Here is a 16141-nt window from a genome sequence, read left to right as displayed (position 1 = left end):
CCGGCTCCCCTCACCCCGCTCTCCGGCCCTCCCTCGGGCCTCCTCCGGGCCTGCCCCCCGGCCGCAGCCCGGCCGCCGAAGTCACCGCAGAGCCGGTATCCCCGTGACCGTCCGCGAAAGGACCCTTTGAGATGCGCAGACGCAGTGTTCTCACCGCTGCCGGAGCCGCCGCGCTGGCCGTTCCCGTACTGGGGGCGGCGCCGGCCGCTGCTTCGGCGGGTGCCTCTTCGGCGGGCGGCCGGAGCCGGCTGGAGATCCGTGGCGTGGACATCTCCTCGCTGCCGAAGAACGAGGACCACGGCGCCGTGTACCGCACCGCCGACGGCCGGCGTGCCGACCCGATCCGCCTGATCGCGCAGGCCGGCGTCACCCACGCCCGCCTCAAGGTGTGGGTGAACCCGGCCGACGGCTACAACAACAAGGCGCACGTCCTGCCGCTCGCCCGGCGCCTGAAGCGGGCCGGGGTCGGCATCTGGATCGACTTCCACTACTCCGACAGCTGGGCCGACCCCGCCCACCAGACCAAGCCGGCCGCCTGGGCGGAGCTGGACGTGGCGGGCCTGACGCGCGCGGTGTACGACCACACGGCCGACGTCCTCGGAGCACTGAAGCGGCAGGGCACCCCGGCTCAACTCGTGCAGATCGGCAATGAGTTGAACGGCGGGCTGATCTGGCCCGAGGGCAACTGGGAGCACTTCGACACCATGACCGCCTTCCTCAAGGCCGGTCTGAGCGCGGCACGTGACACCACCCCGCGCGTCCGCACGATCCTGCACCTGGCGAACGGCGGCGACAACGGGCTGTACCGCTGGTGGTTCGACAACGTCGTGTCGTACGGCGTCGACTTCGACATCATCGGGCTGTCCTACTACCCGTTCTGGCACGGGCCGATCGCGAACGCCGCCGCCAACATGGCGGACATCACGGCGCGTTACGGCAAGCCGTGCGTGATCGCCGAGACGGCGTACCCGTTCACGCTGGAGAGCGAGGACGACGTCAACGACATCATGAACAGCCCTTCACAGCTGACCGACGGCTTCCCCGCCACGCCCGCGGGCCAGGCCGCATGGCTGCGCACGGTGGCCGACCTCGCCGCCGGCGTCCCGGGCGGGCAGGGGCTGGGCTACTGCTACTGGGAAGGCCTGTGGACCTACCGCGCGGGCAGCGGCTGGGACTCGACGGACCCCGCCTCGGGTAACGCCTGGGAGAACCTCGCCCTGTTCGACTTCGAGGACAGGGCGCTGCCGGGGTTGCGGACGTTGGGGTGTTATCGGGGGTAGGTGTTGTCGGGGGGTGGGCGTTGTCGGGGGCTGCGGGGTGCGTTGGCGTGGGTGGCGTGCGTTGGAGTGCTCGGGGTGGGGATGCGGGCACCTGCTGACACCCGCGCCCCCGGACTCACGGGCGGGCACAGCTAGCCATGCGCCGCCGCGAGGTGCCTGGCCAGCCTCGGGGAGGCGAACTCCGTGCCGCACACGAAGCGCATCACCGGGCCGTAGGACGCCGCCGCCGGGAGACCCGTGAAGTACAGGCCCGGTACGGAGGAGACGTATCCGGCGCCGAGCCTGGGCGTGCCACGGCTGACCGCGAGCGTGGTGCGCAGTTCGTGGCCGAGGAAGTCCATCGCGGCGAGGTCGACGCGGTAGCCGGTGGCCGCGATGACGTGGTCGGCCGGCAGACGGTCCGTGCCTCCCGTGTGCGTGCGGACCGTGAGCGCCGGGTACCCGTCCGAGATGTTCGCGGTGAGGACGCGTTCCACCTCGCTGACCTGCACCTTGCCCTCGAAGCGGTCGCGCAGCCACCACGCGCCGAGGGGGCCGAGGACGCGCCGGACCAGGTAGTGGCGGGCACCGACCGGGAGACGGCGGTACGGGTGCGGGTAGTAGCTCAGGGCCCACAGCGACCAGGCGCGGCCGAAGGGCGACTCGGGGCGCAGCCTCGGCTGCTTCCACGGCGGCGCGCCGAAGGCCACGCTGCCCCGGCCGCGCGCGACCACCCGGACCTGCGCACCCGCCTCCGCCGCGAGGGCGGCCGTCTCCAGCGCGGACTGGCCGGCGCCGACGACGATCAGCTCCTTGCCGGAGTAGCGGGAGAGGTCGTGGTGCTGGGAGCTGTGGGAGAACGCACCGGTGGGGGCGGGACCGTCGGGTGCGGCGGCGGCCAGTTCCGGGGGCAGGTGGGCCAGCCCGGACAGCCCGGTGGCGACCACCACCGCCCGCGCGGTGAACGTCTCCCCCGAGTCGAGCTTGAGCTGGAAGCCGCCCCGCTCGCTGCGGTCCACGGACACCACCCGCACCTGCTCCAGTTCGGGCACCAGCTTCTCCTGGAACCACTGGCCGTAGGCGATGAAGGTCTCCACGGGGATGATGTCCTCGTCGGTCACCAGCCGGGCGATCCCCGCCGCGTCGCAGTAGTCGGCGAGCGTGTGCCCGCGCTGTGGCGCGTCGAGGCTGGAGGCGGCCGGGGTCGACTTGAGGAGCATGCCGACGGGCATGTGGTCGCGCCAGCTGATCATGGGGTCGCCGAAGACGCGCACGGGTATGCCGCGCGCCCGCAGATGGGCCGCGGTCGACAGGCCGAAGGGCCCGGCACCGATGACTGCTACCGGATGGATCACGAAGTCCCTCCCCAGGACGTCACTTCGTCACTTCGTGGTGGTGCCGCTGTTCAACTGGTCGAATTGCCACGTCGGTTGGTCTGCCACAGCTGGTACAGATGCTTGGCGCCGGGTCGCACGAAACGCCCGAGCATCGTGAGGAACGGCAGCGGGTCGTCACCCGCGAGCCAGGCCAGCTCGGTCCCGCTGGGCCGCTCGGGCGCGTGCGGGGTCGTATAGCCACTGCGGCGGTAGGCGAGCAGGGCGGGCAGGTCGATGTTCTCGACCACATAGCGGTGGCCGGCCCGCTGTTCGCCCTCCGGCACGGCACGCCCCGTGAGATCCAGGTGCATGGCCCGGACGACGTCCACCCCCGACTCGCTCTCGAAGAGCCGGAACTGGGCGCCCATGCGTGGGTTGAAGTCGAGCAGTTTGTACTGACCGTCGCGCCGGTCGAAGCGCAGGTCGAGGTCGATGATGCCGGTGTAGCCGATCTGTTTGATGAAACGTGCGGCGAGGTCCGCGAGTTCCGGGTTGTCGACGACGTACGCGTTCGCCGTCATGCCCGCGTGCGGCGGCCAGGAACGCACCTTGACGCCGGTGAACAGGGCCAGCGGCGTGGAGTTGGCGTCGAAGTAGGCGTGCACGATCCAGTCCTCGGCCTCCTCTCGTGGCAGGTACTCCTGGAGGATCACCCCGGGCCGCTCGCCCCAGTCACGGGCGAGAGCGAGCAGCCCTTCGCGGGTGGTGATGCGGGTGGTCCCGTTGACCGCGGGCCGCCGACGCCGTACGAACGCCTCGCGGTTCTTGGCCACCACCGGGAAGCGGGCCTTCTCGGCGAAGGTCACGATGTCGTCGTACGACTGTGGGAAGACGGCTTCCGGGCTCGCTATCCCGTGCTCCACGCACAGTTCGTGCAGGCCCTGTTTGCTGGCCAGGCGCCGCGGCAGCGCGGGCTCCACGCGCGGGAAGAGGAAACGGCCCAGAAGGTCGCTCTGATACTCCGCGATCAGCACCGCCGCTTCCTCGTCGGTCGGTACGAGGACGGTGGGGCGGCCGATGCGGCGCCCGATCCGGATGAGCCCCTCGACCAGCCGGCCCGGGTCCTCGGTGCCGGTCGTCGGCCAGACGAACGCGCGCGTGAGGTACCGGGAGGCGGCCGCGGGTGTGTAACGGTCCTCCGTGATGGCGTACATGGGCACACCGAGGCGGCCCAGACTGCGGATCGCGCCCACACCGCCGTGGTGCAGCGGGTAGTCGCCGAACTTGACGATCAAGGCCGGTACGTCCTGGTCCGCCCTGAATGGCACACTGCTCGCACTCCTGGCCACGGTCCCCCCACGCGTCCCCCAACGGACGCGGTCCCACCCACCCCGTCCGTGCTCGCAAAGGACGCTAAGCCGGAATGGAAGCCTCCGACTATCCCGTAACAGGACATTGCGAACTCTTTAGTCGCATTGCCGTCCCTTCAGGCACTCCCGCGACGGACGGCTCAGACGTAACGTGTGGCGCGACCACCTGCACCGCACGGCATGCGTGAGAGCGAGGCAGCACCCCATGCCCCCCTTCGATGTCCCCTTCGACGTGCCCGAGGGCGACCCCTTCGGTCCGCACAACCTTCCGTACGGAGTCTTCTCCACCGCGTCCTCCGGGCGGACCGTCGGCGTCCGTCTCGGCGACCACGTCCTCGACGCGGGCGCGGCGGCCGCCGCCCTCGGCTCCCCCTACGTCTCCCTGCTCGCCCAGCCCTCGCTCGGGCCGTTGCTGGCCGCGGGCCGCACGGCCTGGTCGGACGTCCGGCGCGCGCTGACCGCGTGGGTGACGGTGCCGGCGCACCAGGAGACGATCGCGGGCTTCTTCCACCCGCTGTCCTCCGTAGCCCTCCATCTCCCCTTCGAGGTCGCGGACTACGTCGACTTCTACGCCTCCGAGAATCATGCGCGCAACGTCGGCCAGATCTTCCGCCCCGACGCCGCCGACTCCCTGACCCCCAACTGGAAGCACCTCCCGATCGGTTACCACGGCCGCGCGGGAACGGTGGTGGTGTCGGGGACCGATGTCGTACGACCGTCAGGGCAGCGCAAGGCCCCCTCCGACGCCGTTCCCGTCTTCGGCCCGTCCGTGCGGCTCGACATCGAGGCCGAGGTCGGATTCGTCGTCGGCGTGCCGTCGCAGCTCGGGCGGCCCGTCGGGCTCGGGGACTTCCGGGAGCACGTCTTCGGGCTGTGCCTGCTCAACGACTGGTCGGCGCGGGACGTCCAGGCCTGGGAGTACGTCCCCCTCGGCCCGTTCCTCGGCAAGTCCTTCGCCACGTCGGTGTCGGCGTGGATCACCCCGCTGGACGCGCTGGACGAGGCCCGGGTGGCGCCGCCGGAGCGGACGCACGAACTGCTGCCGTATCTGGACGACACCGCGTCCGATGTGGAGCCGGGCGGGTACGACCTGCGGATCTCCGTCGCGGTCAACGGCCACGTGGTGTCGGAGCCGCCCTTCTCCACCATGTACTGGACGGCGGCCCAGCAACTGGCGCACATGACGGTGAACGGCGCGTCCCTCAGGACCGGTGACCTGTACGGGTCGGGGACGGTGAGCGGGCCCTCCGCCGGCGAGCGGGGGTCGCTGCTGGAGCTGACCTGGAACGGACGGGACGCGCTGGAACTCCCCGACGGGAAGCGGACGTTCCTTGAGGACGGGGACGTGGTGACGATGTCGGCGTGGGCTCCCGGGCCGGACGGGGTCCGGGTGGGGCTCGGGGAGGTGGCGGGCCGGGTGGTTTCCGGGGGTGCCTGAGCGGCGCCGGGGGCATGTGAGAGCTCCGGGGTTGTCCGAGTCCTGCCGCAATCCGTCCGCTCCCGGCATACTGGCGGCGGGCGGCATGCGTGGGACGACGTAACGCCGCCGCTTCGAAGCCGCCCCACCCCTGTACGCCTCCTCCCCTTCCTTCGACCAGGATCCGGAGCCCATGGCATGATCCTCTGCCTGCTCCTGCTCAGCACCGTCGCCGCAGCGGCCGCCGTGCCGGTTCCGCGTGCGCTCACGCGGTCCGCATGGCCCGAACGGGAACCGGTGGTCGGCCTGTGGGTGTGGCAGTGCCTGGTCGCCACAGTTCTGCTGTGCTGCCTCACGGCCCTTGTCCTCGGGGCGGCGGCGGTCTTCCATACGGTCCGCGACCATGTGTTCGCCCCGGCGCCGCCGGCCGTGACCGCGGCGTACGACCTCTCGGCCGCGCCGGTCTGGGCCGCCGCGCTGACCCTGCTGCTGGCGAGCGGGGCCGCGTGGACCACGGCGATGCTGGGCCGTGAACTGGCCGAGGCCCGTCGGCGGCACGGTGTCGCCCGCGCGCATCTGCGCGAGCGTGCGCCGGACCTGCCCGCCGGGCTGGGTGCGGGGCCCCGCGGTCCGCTGCTCGTCCTGGAGGACGAGTACCCGGACGCCTGGTGGATGCCGGGCAACCCGCCGCAGCTGATCGTGACGACCGGTGCGCTGCACCGCCTCACCGACCACCAGCTGGACGCGGTCCTCGCCCACGAGCGCGGACATGCGCGCGCCCGCCACGACTGGCTGCTGTATCTCTCCACAGCGTTGGCCACGGGGTTCCCGCGGGTGCCGCTCTTCGCGCACTTCTGCGACCAGACGCACCGCCTGGTGGAACTGGCGGCGGACGACACGGCGTCCCGCCGGTGCGGCCATCTGACCACCGCGCTGGCCTTGATCGAGCTGAACCAGCACCGGGGGGTGCTGTCGTGTGCGTCCAGCCATCGGCTGCTGGGTGAGCGGGTGGACCGGCTGCTGGAGCCTCCGCCGCGGTTGCTGCGCCGACAGCGGGCGCTGACCACGGCGACGGCTGCGCTGGTGCCGTTGCTGCCGCTGCTGATCGTCTTCGGACCGGGGTTGTCGGCGCTGGCGTAGGGGGGCGGGGTTCGGCGCTGGCGTAGACGGTCGGATTCCAACGCGGGACCAGGCGGTCGGATTCCAGCGCCGGCCCAGACGGTCGGATCTCGGCTGCGAGCCGGTGAGGGCTGGGCGCGCAGTTCCCCGCGCCCCTGAGTGGGTGACGGTCGGATTCCGCTGCCGGCCCAGACGGTCGGATCTCGGCTGCGGGCCGGTGGGGGCTGGGCGCGCAGTTCCCCGCGCCCCTGAGTGGGTGACGGTCGCGACTGTCCTGCTCGCCAGGTGGGTGCGGTCACGTGGCTGGTTCCTTCGCCAGGTGGCACATGTCACGCATCTGCTGCAGAAACTGCAGGTCAGCAGCGGATCTGGCGCTGCGTCAGGTGGCGCAACAATCCCGCAACACTGGTATTCCTACCATCTCGGTATGGTTCCAGCCATGCCATCCACCGACCGCATCCGGGACCACGCCGGGCAAGGCGCGACCACCGTCGCCGCCCGTGCCCGGCGCCGGCTGCGCGCGGACCAGGCACGGCAGCTCGCCGACCTCCTCCGTCACCAGCTCCTCACCGACGGCTTCCCGGACGGCGCCCTGCCCCACGAGACTACCCTCGCCGTCGACTACCGCGCCTCGCGCAACACGGTCCGCCAAGCCCTGGACCTGCTCCGCGCCGAAGGCCTGGTCGAACGCCTCCCCGGCGTCGGCACCGTGGTCGTGGGCCACAAGTACCCCCACGGCCTGGACCGTCTGATGGGCCTCGCGGAAACCCTCCACGAACACGGCACGGTCACCAACGAGGTCCGCACCATGGGCCCCGCCCCCGCACCGCACCCGGTGGCCCGGCGCCTCCAGGTCGACCCCGGCACCGACGTCCTCTACATAGAGCGCCTGCGCCGCCTGAACGGCCTTCCCCTCTCCCTCGACCTCACCTACGTCCCCCTCGACATCGGCACCGCCCTGCTCGGCGCCGACCTGGAGAACACCGATGTCTTCCGGCTCCTGGAGACGATCACCGGCCAGGGCCTGGGCCACGCCGAGATCACCCTGGAGGCGGTGAACGCGGACGCCCACTCCGCCGCCGTACTGGAAGCCCCGCGCGGCGCGGCCGTCCTGATGCTGGAACGCCTCACCCACCTCTCCGACGGCCGCCCGGTGGATCTGGAGTTCATCCGCTTCCGCGGCGACCGCATCACGATGAGCGGCCTGCTGCACCGCTCGCTCTGACCTCCTCCTTTTCCTTTCCGCCCCGTTTCCCGGAGACAACCATGCCCTTGGTGCCCCAGCGGACCGACGTGCCCGTGACCATCGACGAGTCGAAGTGCATCGACGGCTGCACGCTCTGCGTGGACATGTGCCCGCTGGATTCCCTGGCCATCGACACCAGCAGCGGCAAGGCCTACATGCACGTCGACGAGTGCTGGTACTGCGGCCCGTGCGCGGCCCGCTGTCCCACCGGAGCCGTCACGGTCAACATGCCCTATCTGCTCCGGTGAGAGGCCCCGAACTCCCATGAGACACAAACCAGTTGCCGTCCTTGCCGCCGTCCTTCTGTTCCCCCTGTCCGGCTGCGGCGGCAGCGCCCGGGCGGGCGACGACCCCACGGTCACCGTCACCGTCGGCTACCAGTCCAAGACCATCAACACGGTCACCGCCGGCACCCTGCTGCGCTCCCTCGGCTACTTCGAGAAGGAGCTGAACTCGCTGCACGACGGCAAGACCTACAAGGTCGACTGGCAGGACTACGCCACCGGCGCCCCGATCACCGCCCAGATGACCGCAGGGAAGATCGACATCGGCTCGATGGGCGACTTCCCGCTCCTCATCAACGCGGCCCGCGGCAGGCAGCTCGGCAAGCCCACCCGCCTGGTCTCGGTCACCGGCTACAACCTCCGCGGCGGTCTGAACACCATCGTCACCGCCCCCGGCTCGAAGCTCTCCTCCCTGACCGACCTCAAGGGCAGGAAGGTCTCGACGAGCATCGGCTCCGCCGCCGACGGCACCCTCGTACGGGCCCTCCAACGCGCCGGCATCGATCCCGACAAGGGCATCGAGAAGCTCAACCAGCAGCCCGCGGTGGGCGCTTCGGCCCTGTCGGCGGGCAGCACGGACGCGCTGTCGCAGTTCGTCGCCTGGCCGGGTCTGCTCGCCTACCAGGGCAAGGCGAAGGCCCTGTACGACGGAGCCGAGCTCAACCTCCCCACCTTCCACGGTGTCACCGCCCGCGAGGACTTCGCCAAGGAGCGCCCCGCTGTCCTGGAGGCCTTCCTCAAGGCCCAGGCCGAGGCCACGGACTATCTGAACGACCACCCCGTCGCCGCCGCCGAGAAGGTCGCGAAGGCCACCTCCCTGCCCGCCGAGGTCGTCTACCTCTACAACGGCGCACACGGCATCGCCACCTTCGACCCGGCGATCAAGCCCCAGTTGGTCTCCGCCCTGAAGGAGGACGTCTCGGTCCTGAAGGCGGCCCAGCTGACCGGTGACGTGGATGTGGACTCCTTCGTCGACGACCAGTACGTCAGGAAGGCCCTCGGCGCGGACTACGCCAAGCGCCTGTCCGCCTCGCCCGCCGCCCCGGCGAGCGAGGTCTGGCCCAAGGGTGCCTCCGAGACCCGGAGCTTCGGTACTCCCGCCGAGCTCCTGGCGTACGTCTCCGCACACCGGGACGGCATCCGTGCCGCCTACGTCCCCGACGCCACCACCGGCACCCTGTGGTTCGCGGACAAGGCGGTCTGGGTGTCCGACGGCGGCCGGCTCCTCCCCTTCGTCGCCCCGGAGACCGCGAAGACCTACGTCTCCGCACACGCCGGCGCCCGGATCGTCCCGTACGCCGACGCCCTGGAGCAGGCCTCGTGAACGGGCCGACGCCACGGGCCGGCGGGTTCCTGCCCCGGTATCCGCGACGCGCGGGCCGGTTCGTGATCCGGCTGGCCGCGCTCGCCGCCGCCCTCGGCCTGTGGCAGCTGCTGACCAGCCTGGACATCGATCTGTGGCTGCGCTTCTCGCAGTTCCCGACGGTCGCCGACGTGGCCCGCACCTTCGCCGACCGGCTGTCCGGGCCCGACTACTGGACGGACCTCACCGACAGCCTCACCCGCATCCTCACCGGCTTCCTCCTCGCCGCGGTGCTCGGCGTGGCCACGGGCGTGCTCGTGGCGCGCTCGCGTCTCGCCGAGGACCTGCTCGGTCCGGTGCTGGAGGTGATCCGCCCGATCCCGGCGATCGCCCTGGTCCCGGTCGCGATCCTGCTGTTCCCCTCCAACGAGCAGGGGATCGTCTTCATCACCTTCACCGCCGCCTTCTTCCCCGTCCTGGTCTCCACCCGGCACGCGGTCCGCGCGCTGACCCCCGTGTGGGAGGAGGCCGTGCAGACGATGGGCGGCGGCCGGTGGCGGGTCCTCGCCTCGGTCGTCCTGCCGGGCGCCCTTCCCGGCATCTTCGGCGGCCTGTCCGTCGGCATCGGCGTCTCGTGGATCTGTGTGATCTCCGCCGAGATGATCTCCGGCCAGTACGGCGTCGGCTACCGCACCTGGCAGGACTACACCGTCGTCAACTACGCGGGTGTCTTCGTCGGCATGGTCACCATCGGCGTCCTCGGCTGGCTCACCTCCACGGCCGTGGAGCTCCTGGGCCGCCGGCTGACGCGCTGGCTGCCGCGGACGTCGTACGACGGCACCGGCCGCTCCCGGCCCGGCGCGGCCGGCCCGGCCGGCGCCGTCACGCGGGTGCCCGCCACCGCCGCGCGCGCCGAGTCGCCCCCGCCCGCTTCCAGGACCGAGGAGGCACACGATGAGCACCTCGTCTGACACGTCCGAAGCGATCGGCACGTCACCGGAGGTGTCCGGTACCCGTGGCGTCGGCCGCGTGGACCGGGCGGCTCCGGGAGCGGGCACCCCCGTCCGCGGTACCCGCCTCACCCTCACCGCCGCCGACCTGGGCCGTCCCGACGCGCCCGTGCTGACCGGTGTCGACCTGGACATCGCCGCCGGTGAGATCGTCACCGTCGTCGGCTCCTCCGGCTGCGGCAAGTCGACGCTGCTGCGCACCCTCGCCGGCCTCCTCCCGCTGCTCGGTGGCGAGGTCGCCCAGGACGGCCGGCCTCTCACCGGTCCCGGCGCCGAGCGCGCCCTGGTCTTCCAGGAGGACGCCCTCCTGCCCTGGCGCACCCTGCGCGCCAACGTCGAACTCCCGCTGGCCATCAAGGGGTTGCCGCGCACCGAACGGCGCTCGCAGGCCGGGTCCTGGCTCGACCGGGTCGGACTCGCCGACCGCGCCCAGCAGTTGCCGCACCGGGTCTCCGGCGGCCAGCGCCAGCGCGCCCAGCTGGCCCGCGCGCTGGCCGGCCGGCCCCGTGCCGTCCTGATGGACGAACCCTTCGGCGCGCTCGACGCCCAGACCCGCGCCGGCATGCAGGACCTGCTGGTGGAGGTGCTGCGCGGCACGGGCGCGACCGTCGTCTTCGTCACCCACGACGTGGACGAGGCCCTGTTCCTCGGCGACCGCGTGGCGCTCCTCGGCAACGGCCGGCTGACCGCCGTACGCGATGTCCCGCGCCCGCGCGACCGTACGGCGCACGACGATCCCGCGCGCGTGGCGCTGCGGCGCGACGTCCTCTCCTCGCTCGGCACGTGAAAGGCACCCTGGTGGACACCCCTCTGCAGATTCCGGCCCTCGACGAGGCCGAGGAACTCACCTGCGACGTCCTCGTCATCGGCGGCGGCACCGCCGGCACCATGGCCGCCCTGACCGCCGCCGAGCACGGCGCGAACGTCATCCTGCTGGAGAAGGCCCACGTCCGGCACTCCGGCGCCCTCGCCATGGGCATGGACGGCGTCAACAACGCGGTCATCCCCGGCCGCGCCGAGCCCGACGACTACGTCGCCGAGATCACCCGGGCCAACGACGGCATCGTCGACCAGTCCACCGTCCGCCAGACCGCCACCCGCGGCTTCGGCATGGTGCAGCGCCTCGAGTCGTACGGCGTGAAGTTCGAGAAGGACGAGCACGGCGACTACGCGGTCCGTCAGGTCCACCGCTCCGGCTCCTATGTGCTGCCGATGCCGGAGGGCAAGGACGTCAAGAAGGTCCTGTACCGGCAGCTGCGGCGGCGCGAGATGCGGGAGCGGATCCGCATCGAGAACCGGGTGATGCCGGTCCGGGTGCTCACCGCCGAAGGGCAGGCAGTGGGGGCGGTCGGCCTCAACACCCGTACGGGCGCCTTCGTGACGGTCCGCGCGGGTGCGGTCATCCTGGCGACCGGTGCCTGCGGCCGCCTCGGCCTGCCCGCCTCCGGCTACCTGTACGGCACGTACGAGAACCCGACCAACGCGGGCGACGGTTACGCCATGGCCTACCACGCGGGCGCCGAACTCACCGGCATCGAGTGCTTCCAGATCAATCCGCTGATCAAGGACTACAACGGCCCCGCCTGCGCCTACGTCGCCAATCCCTTCGGCGGCTACCAGGTCAACCGGCACGGCGAGCGCTTCGTCGACTCCGACTACTGGTCCGGCCAGATGATGGCCGAGTTCGCGGCGGAGGTCGCCTCCGACCGGGGGCCGGTGTACCTGAAGCTGAGCCACCTCCCCGAGGAGTCGATCTCCTCCCTGGAGTCGATCCTGCACTCCACGGAGCGGCCCACCCGGGGGACGTTCCACGAGGGCCGCGGTCATGACTACCGCACCCATGACATCGAGATGCACATCTCCGAGATCGGCCTGTGCGGCGGCCACTCGGCCTCCGGCGTACGGGTCGACGACCACGCCCGTACGACCGTCCCCCGCCTCTACGCCGCCGGCGACCTGGCCTGCGTCCCGCACAACTACATGATCGGCGCGTTCGTCTTCGGCGACCTCGCGGGCGCGGACGCGTCCCAGTACACCCCGTACGAAGGGGAGTTGCCGCTCGACCAGCTCCGCGAGGCGCACGAACTGATCTACCGCCCGCTGCACAACCCCGACGGCCCGCCGCAGCCCCAGGTCGAGTACAAGCTCCGCCGCTTCGTGAACGACTACGTGGCCCCGCCGAAGTCGGGCGCGCGACTGTCGCTCGCCCTGGAGGCCTTCGAGCGCATGCACACCGACATCGCAGCGATGGGTGCGCAGACCCCGCACGAGCTGATGCGCTGCGCCGAGGTCTCCTTCATCCGTGACTGCGCGGAGATGGCCGCGCGCGCGTCCCTGGCCCGCACGGAGTCCCGCTGGGGTCTCTACCACGACCGTCTCGACCATCCTCATCGCGACGACGCCTCCTGGTTCCACCACCTCGATCTGCACAAGTCCCCCTCCGGAGCGATGGAGTTCACGGCTCGTCCCGTGGCTCCCTATCTGGTCCCGATCGACGAGTTCACGCCGGTCGGCGGTCCCTCCCGGCACATCGGCGAGGTGCACGCGGAGGATGTGGCGACGGCAGGCTCCCGGGACCTGGCCCCGGTCGCGACCGGACTTCCCGACGCCGGGGCGGACGGCACCGGACCGGCCGGACCCGAGCCGCTCGGTGACCCCGGCCCTTCGGCGGCCTCGGCCGAGCAGGTCTCCGGCCGGATCCTCGAACTCGTCGCCCTCGCCGAGGAGGAGCCCGAACTCGACGCCCTGCGGCCCTACTTGACCGACCCGGCGGCAGCGGTGCGCCGTGAGGCCGTCGCCGTCCTCACCGAGACGGTGCCGCCGGGAACGGGCCCCGCTCTCGCTGACGCGCTCCGCGACTCCGCCCCCGAGGTCCGGGCCGCCGCGGCCGCTTCCCTGCGGGAACTGGTCGAGACGCTCGTCCCGGAGCCCACCCTGCGCGACGGCCTCGCCGCCGCCCTCGCCGAGTCCGATCCGGTCGTCCGTGCCGCTGCCCTGGACGTCCTGCGTGCCCTGCGGCTCGGGGACGCCGCGCTGTTCGCCGGCTCCCTGACCGACTCGGACATCCCCGTCCGCATCGAGGCCGTCCGTGCCCTCGTCTCGGTGGACGCCGCCGCAGAGCTGGCCCGCGCGGCGGTCACCGATCCGTCCCGCGAGGTCCGGGTGACGATCGCCAAAGCGCTGGCGACGGTTTCGGCGGAACGCCCGCTCGATGTCGTCCTCGACGCGCTGGCCCGGCTCACCGAGGACCCCGACGCGCTGGTTCAGGGCGCCGCCTACGGAGCGCTGGGCACCACCGGCTGCCCCGCACCGCTCGCCACCCGTGCCGTGACCGCCCTGTCGGCCTCCGCGTGGCAGGTCCGCTCGGGCGCGGCGACGGCGCTGTCCGCCGCCGGCCCGGACGTGGCCGTCCCCGCCCTCGCCAAGGCTCTCGCCGACCCGAACGCCGACGTCCGCAAGGCGGCCGTCCTCGCGCTGACCCGGCACACCGGAACCGAGGACGCCCGCGCGGCCCTGGCCACGGCGACGACGGACTCGGACGCGGACGTCAGGGCGTACGCGACGAGGGGCCTGCAGTACCACTCGTAAAGGGCACCCGCATCAACGGCCCGGGGTGCCGGGGAACGCCGGCACCACCCGCGCCCGGGGCGCTATATCCAGTCCTCCGGCTCGGGCTCGGCGTCCATCTCGGGCCAGTGATCGTCCGCCGCGTCGGTCGCCGTGCCGGTCACCGCGTCGGTCGCCGTGCCGGTCACCGCGTCGGTCGCGGCCGGTGCGGTGCTCTGTGCCGGGCCGTCCTGGGAGGCCAGCACCCCGATCACGCCCTCCCCGTACGTCGCGAGCTTCTTCTCGCCGACCCCGCCGATGCTCCCGAGCTGCGTCACCGACGTGGGCCACACCGTGACGATCTCCCTGAGCGTGGCGTCGTGGAAGATGACGTACGCCGGGACGCCCTGCTCACGGGCCTGCTCGGCGCGCCAGGCCCGCAGGGCCTCGAACGCCGGGACCAGTGCCTCGGGCAGCTCGGCCACCGGGGCCTTGGCCTTGCCCCGCCCGGACGAGGAGGCCGACTTGGCGGTCGCCTGCTTCTTCGGCTCCTTGCGCAGCGGCACCTCACGCTCTCGCCGCAGCACCTCGCCGCTCGCCTCGGTGAGCACCAGCGTGCCGTACTCCCCCTCGACCGCGAGCAGCCCCTGGGCCAGCAACTGCCGTACGACGCCCCTCCATTCGCCCTCGGAGTGGTCCTCGCCGATACCGAAGACGGACAACTGGTCGTGGTCGAACTGGATCACCTTGCCGGTGCGCTTGCCGAGCAGGATGTCGACGATCTGCACCGCCCCGAACTTCTGCCCCCGCTCCCGCTGCAGCCGCACCACCGTCGACAGCACCTTCTGGGCCGCGACCGTGCCGTCCCAGGTCTCGGGCGGTACGAGGCAGGTGTCGCAGTTGCCGCAGCCCGCCCGGCCCGGCTCCTGACCGAAGTAGATGAGCAGCTGCTCGCGCCGGCACTGAGCCGTCTCGCACAGCGCCAGCATCGACTCCAGGTGGGCGGCGGCCCGGCGCTGGAACGCCTCGTCGCCGTCACTGGACTGGATCATCTTTCGCTGCTGTATGACGTCGTTGAGGCCGTACGCCATCCATGCCGTCGAGGGCAGTCCGTCGCGGCCCGCGCGGCCCGTCTCCTGGTAGTAGCCCTCGACCGACTTGGGCAGGTCGAGGTGGGCGACGAAGCGGACGTCCGGCTTGTCGATGCCCATGCCGAAGGCGATGGTCGCCACCACGACCAGGCCGTCCTCCCGCAGGAACCGGGACTGGTGGGCGGCGCGGGTGCCGGAGTCCAGACCGGCGTGGTACGGGACGGCCTCGATGCCGTTGCGGGAGAGGAACTCGGCCGTGGCCTCCACGGACTTGCGCGAGAGGCAGTACACGATGCCCGCGTCGCCCTCGTGCTCCTCCCGCAGGAAGGCGAGCAGCTGCTTCTTGGGGTCTGCCTTCGGCACGATCCGGTACTGGATGTTGGGCCGGTCGAAGCTCGCCACGAAGTGCCGGGCCGTCGGCATGCCCAGCCGCTGGGTGATCTCCTGGTGCGTCGCATGGGTGGCCGTCGCCGTCAGCGCGATCCGCGGCACGTCCGGCCAGCGCTCGCCGAGCAGGGACAGGGCCAGGTAGTCGGGCCGGAAGTCGTGGCCCCACTGGGAGACGCAGTGCGCCTCGTCGATGGCGAAGGCGGCGATCTTGCCGCGGGACAGAAGGTCCAGCGTGGAGTCGAGCCGCAGCCGCTCCGGCGCCAGGTAGAGCAGGTCCAGCTCTCCGGCCAGGAACTCGGCCTCCACCGCGCGGCGCTGGTCGAAGTCCTGCGTGGAGTTCATGAACCCGGCGCTCACGCCGAGCGCCCTGAGCGCGTCCACCTGGTCCTGCATCAGTGCGATGAGGGGTGAGACGACGATGCCCGTGCCGGGTCTCACCAGGGACGGAATCTGGTAGCACAGCGACTTGCCGCCGCCGGTCGGCATGAGGACGACGGCGTCCCCGCCGGCGACCACATGCTCGATGATCTCTTCCTGCTCGCCGCGGAAGGCCTCGTATCCGAAGACCCGGTGGAGCGTGGCCAGTGCCTCGCTGTCGGTCACCCCTGGCATCTCGCTGATCCCGCCCATCCCGCCCATTGTTCCGTCCCCCGTACGTCGTCCCTCGATCACTGCCTCCACGATAGGCGTCCCGACTGACAGCGTCGGAGTTATCCACAGGCCGGGGTGGTGCGCGGCTCCCGGCCGAACGCGCCGGGCCCCGGCTCCCTCGCGGGGAAACCGGGGCCCG

The 16141-nt window shown here is 71.8% G+C and carries 12 protein-coding genes; 9 read left to right on the top strand and 3 right to left on the bottom strand.

What is annotated here, in order from left to right; all coding sequences use genetic code 11:
• Positions 1-131 precede the first annotated feature (131 nt).
• Complete coding sequence (locus OHT57_RS29565) at positions 132-1280, top strand: glycoside hydrolase family 53 protein (RefSeq protein ID WP_328749588.1); 1149 nt, start codon at positions 132-134, stop codon at positions 1278-1280.
• A gap of 131 nt (positions 1281-1411) precedes the next feature.
• Here OHT57_RS29565 and OHT57_RS29560 read toward each other — a convergent pair whose 3' ends face one another.
• Together OHT57_RS29560 and OHT57_RS29555 are read right to left on the bottom strand one after the other, a co-directional pair.
• A complete protein-coding gene (locus tag OHT57_RS29560; protein ID WP_328749587.1) occupies positions 1412-2614 on the bottom strand; it encodes an FAD-dependent oxidoreductase in 1203 nt (400 codons plus the stop codon).
• Positions 2615-2664: 50 nt separating this feature from the next.
• Positions 2665-3903 carry a carboxylate--amine ligase gene (locus OHT57_RS29555; protein WP_328749586.1) on the bottom strand — a complete coding sequence of 413 codons (1239 nt, stop codon included), beginning with the start codon at positions 3901-3903 and terminating at the stop codon, positions 2665-2667.
• Between the two features lie 247 nt (positions 3904-4150).
• Here OHT57_RS29555 and fahA point away from each other — a divergent pair, with 247 nt between their 5' ends.
• The 8 genes from fahA to OHT57_RS29515 all read left to right on the top strand — a co-directional run bounded on the left by fahA (position 4151) and on the right by OHT57_RS29515 (position 13912).
• A complete protein-coding gene (fahA, locus tag OHT57_RS29550) occupies positions 4151-5383 on the top strand; it encodes a fumarylacetoacetase (protein ID WP_328749585.1) in 1233 nt (410 codons plus the stop codon).
• A gap of 177 nt (positions 5384-5560) precedes the next feature.
• Complete coding sequence (locus OHT57_RS29545) at positions 5561-6502, top strand: M56 family metallopeptidase (RefSeq protein WP_328749584.1); 942 nt, start codon at positions 5561-5563, stop codon at positions 6500-6502.
• A 418-nt stretch (positions 6503-6920) separates the two neighbouring features.
• Positions 6921-7706: a GntR family transcriptional regulator gene (locus OHT57_RS29540; RefSeq protein ID WP_328749583.1), complete on the top strand. Its 786-nt coding sequence runs from the start codon at positions 6921-6923 to the stop codon at positions 7704-7706.
• A 41-nt stretch (positions 7707-7747) separates the two neighbouring features.
• A complete protein-coding gene (locus OHT57_RS29535; protein WP_055620051.1) occupies positions 7748-7975 on the top strand; it encodes a 4Fe-4S dicluster domain-containing protein in 228 nt (75 codons plus the stop codon).
• A gap of 16 nt (positions 7976-7991) precedes the next feature.
• Positions 7992-9335 carry an ABC transporter substrate-binding protein gene (locus tag OHT57_RS29530; protein ID WP_328749582.1) on the top strand — a complete coding sequence of 448 codons (1344 nt, stop codon included), beginning with the start codon at positions 7992-7994 and terminating at the stop codon, positions 9333-9335.
• A gap of 29 nt (positions 9336-9364) precedes the next feature.
• On the top strand, positions 9365-10285 hold the full coding sequence (locus OHT57_RS29525; RefSeq protein WP_328753364.1) for an ABC transporter permease: 921 nt from the start codon (positions 9365-9367) through the stop codon (positions 10283-10285).
• Complete coding sequence (locus OHT57_RS29520) at positions 10269-11111, top strand: ABC transporter ATP-binding protein (protein ID WP_328749581.1); 843 nt, start codon at positions 10269-10271, stop codon at positions 11109-11111. The genes OHT57_RS29525 and OHT57_RS29520 overlap by 17 nt, the downstream gene beginning before the upstream one ends.
• Before the next feature lie 11 nt (positions 11112-11122).
• Complete coding sequence (locus tag OHT57_RS29515; RefSeq protein WP_328749580.1) at positions 11123-13912, top strand: fumarate reductase/succinate dehydrogenase flavoprotein subunit; 2790 nt, start codon at positions 11123-11125, stop codon at positions 13910-13912.
• A gap of 62 nt (positions 13913-13974) precedes the next feature.
• Here the strand turns inward: OHT57_RS29515 and recQ are convergent, their stop codons facing one another.
• Complete coding sequence (gene recQ, locus OHT57_RS29510; RefSeq protein WP_328753363.1) at positions 13975-15990, bottom strand: DNA helicase RecQ; 2016 nt, start codon at positions 15988-15990, stop codon at positions 13975-13977.
• Positions 15991-16141: the final 151 nt, after the last annotated feature.

Origin of the sequence: Streptomyces sp. NBC_00285 (assembly GCF_036174265.1) — a bacterium.
Taxonomy (GTDB): domain Bacteria; phylum Actinomycetota; class Actinomycetes; order Streptomycetales; family Streptomycetaceae; genus Streptomyces.
This window is presented reverse-complemented; position numbering and strand designations above follow the sequence as displayed.

Coding starts and splice junctions, on each gene's coding strand:
- OHT57_RS29565 (WP_328749588.1), top strand. CDS start 132: ATGCGCAGACGCAGTGTTCTCACCGCTGCCGGAGCCGCCGCGCTGGCC.
- fahA (WP_328749585.1), top strand. CDS start 4,151: ATGCCCCCCTTCGATGTCCCCTTCGACGTGCCCGAGGGCGACCCCTTC.
- OHT57_RS29545 (WP_328749584.1), top strand. CDS start 5,561: ATGATCCTCTGCCTGCTCCTGCTCAGCACCGTCGCCGCAGCGGCCGCC.
- OHT57_RS29540 (WP_328749583.1), top strand. CDS start 6,921: ATGCCATCCACCGACCGCATCCGGGACCACGCCGGGCAAGGCGCGACC.
- OHT57_RS29535 (WP_055620051.1), top strand. CDS start 7,748: ATGCCCTTGGTGCCCCAGCGGACCGACGTGCCCGTGACCATCGACGAG.
- OHT57_RS29530 (WP_328749582.1), top strand. CDS start 7,992: ATGAGACACAAACCAGTTGCCGTCCTTGCCGCCGTCCTTCTGTTCCCC.
- OHT57_RS29520 (WP_328749581.1), top strand. CDS start 10,269: ATGAGCACCTCGTCTGACACGTCCGAAGCGATCGGCACGTCACCGGAG.
- recQ (WP_328753363.1), bottom strand. CDS start 15,990: ATGGGCGGGATGGGCGGGATCAGCGAGATGCCAGGGGTGACCGACAGC.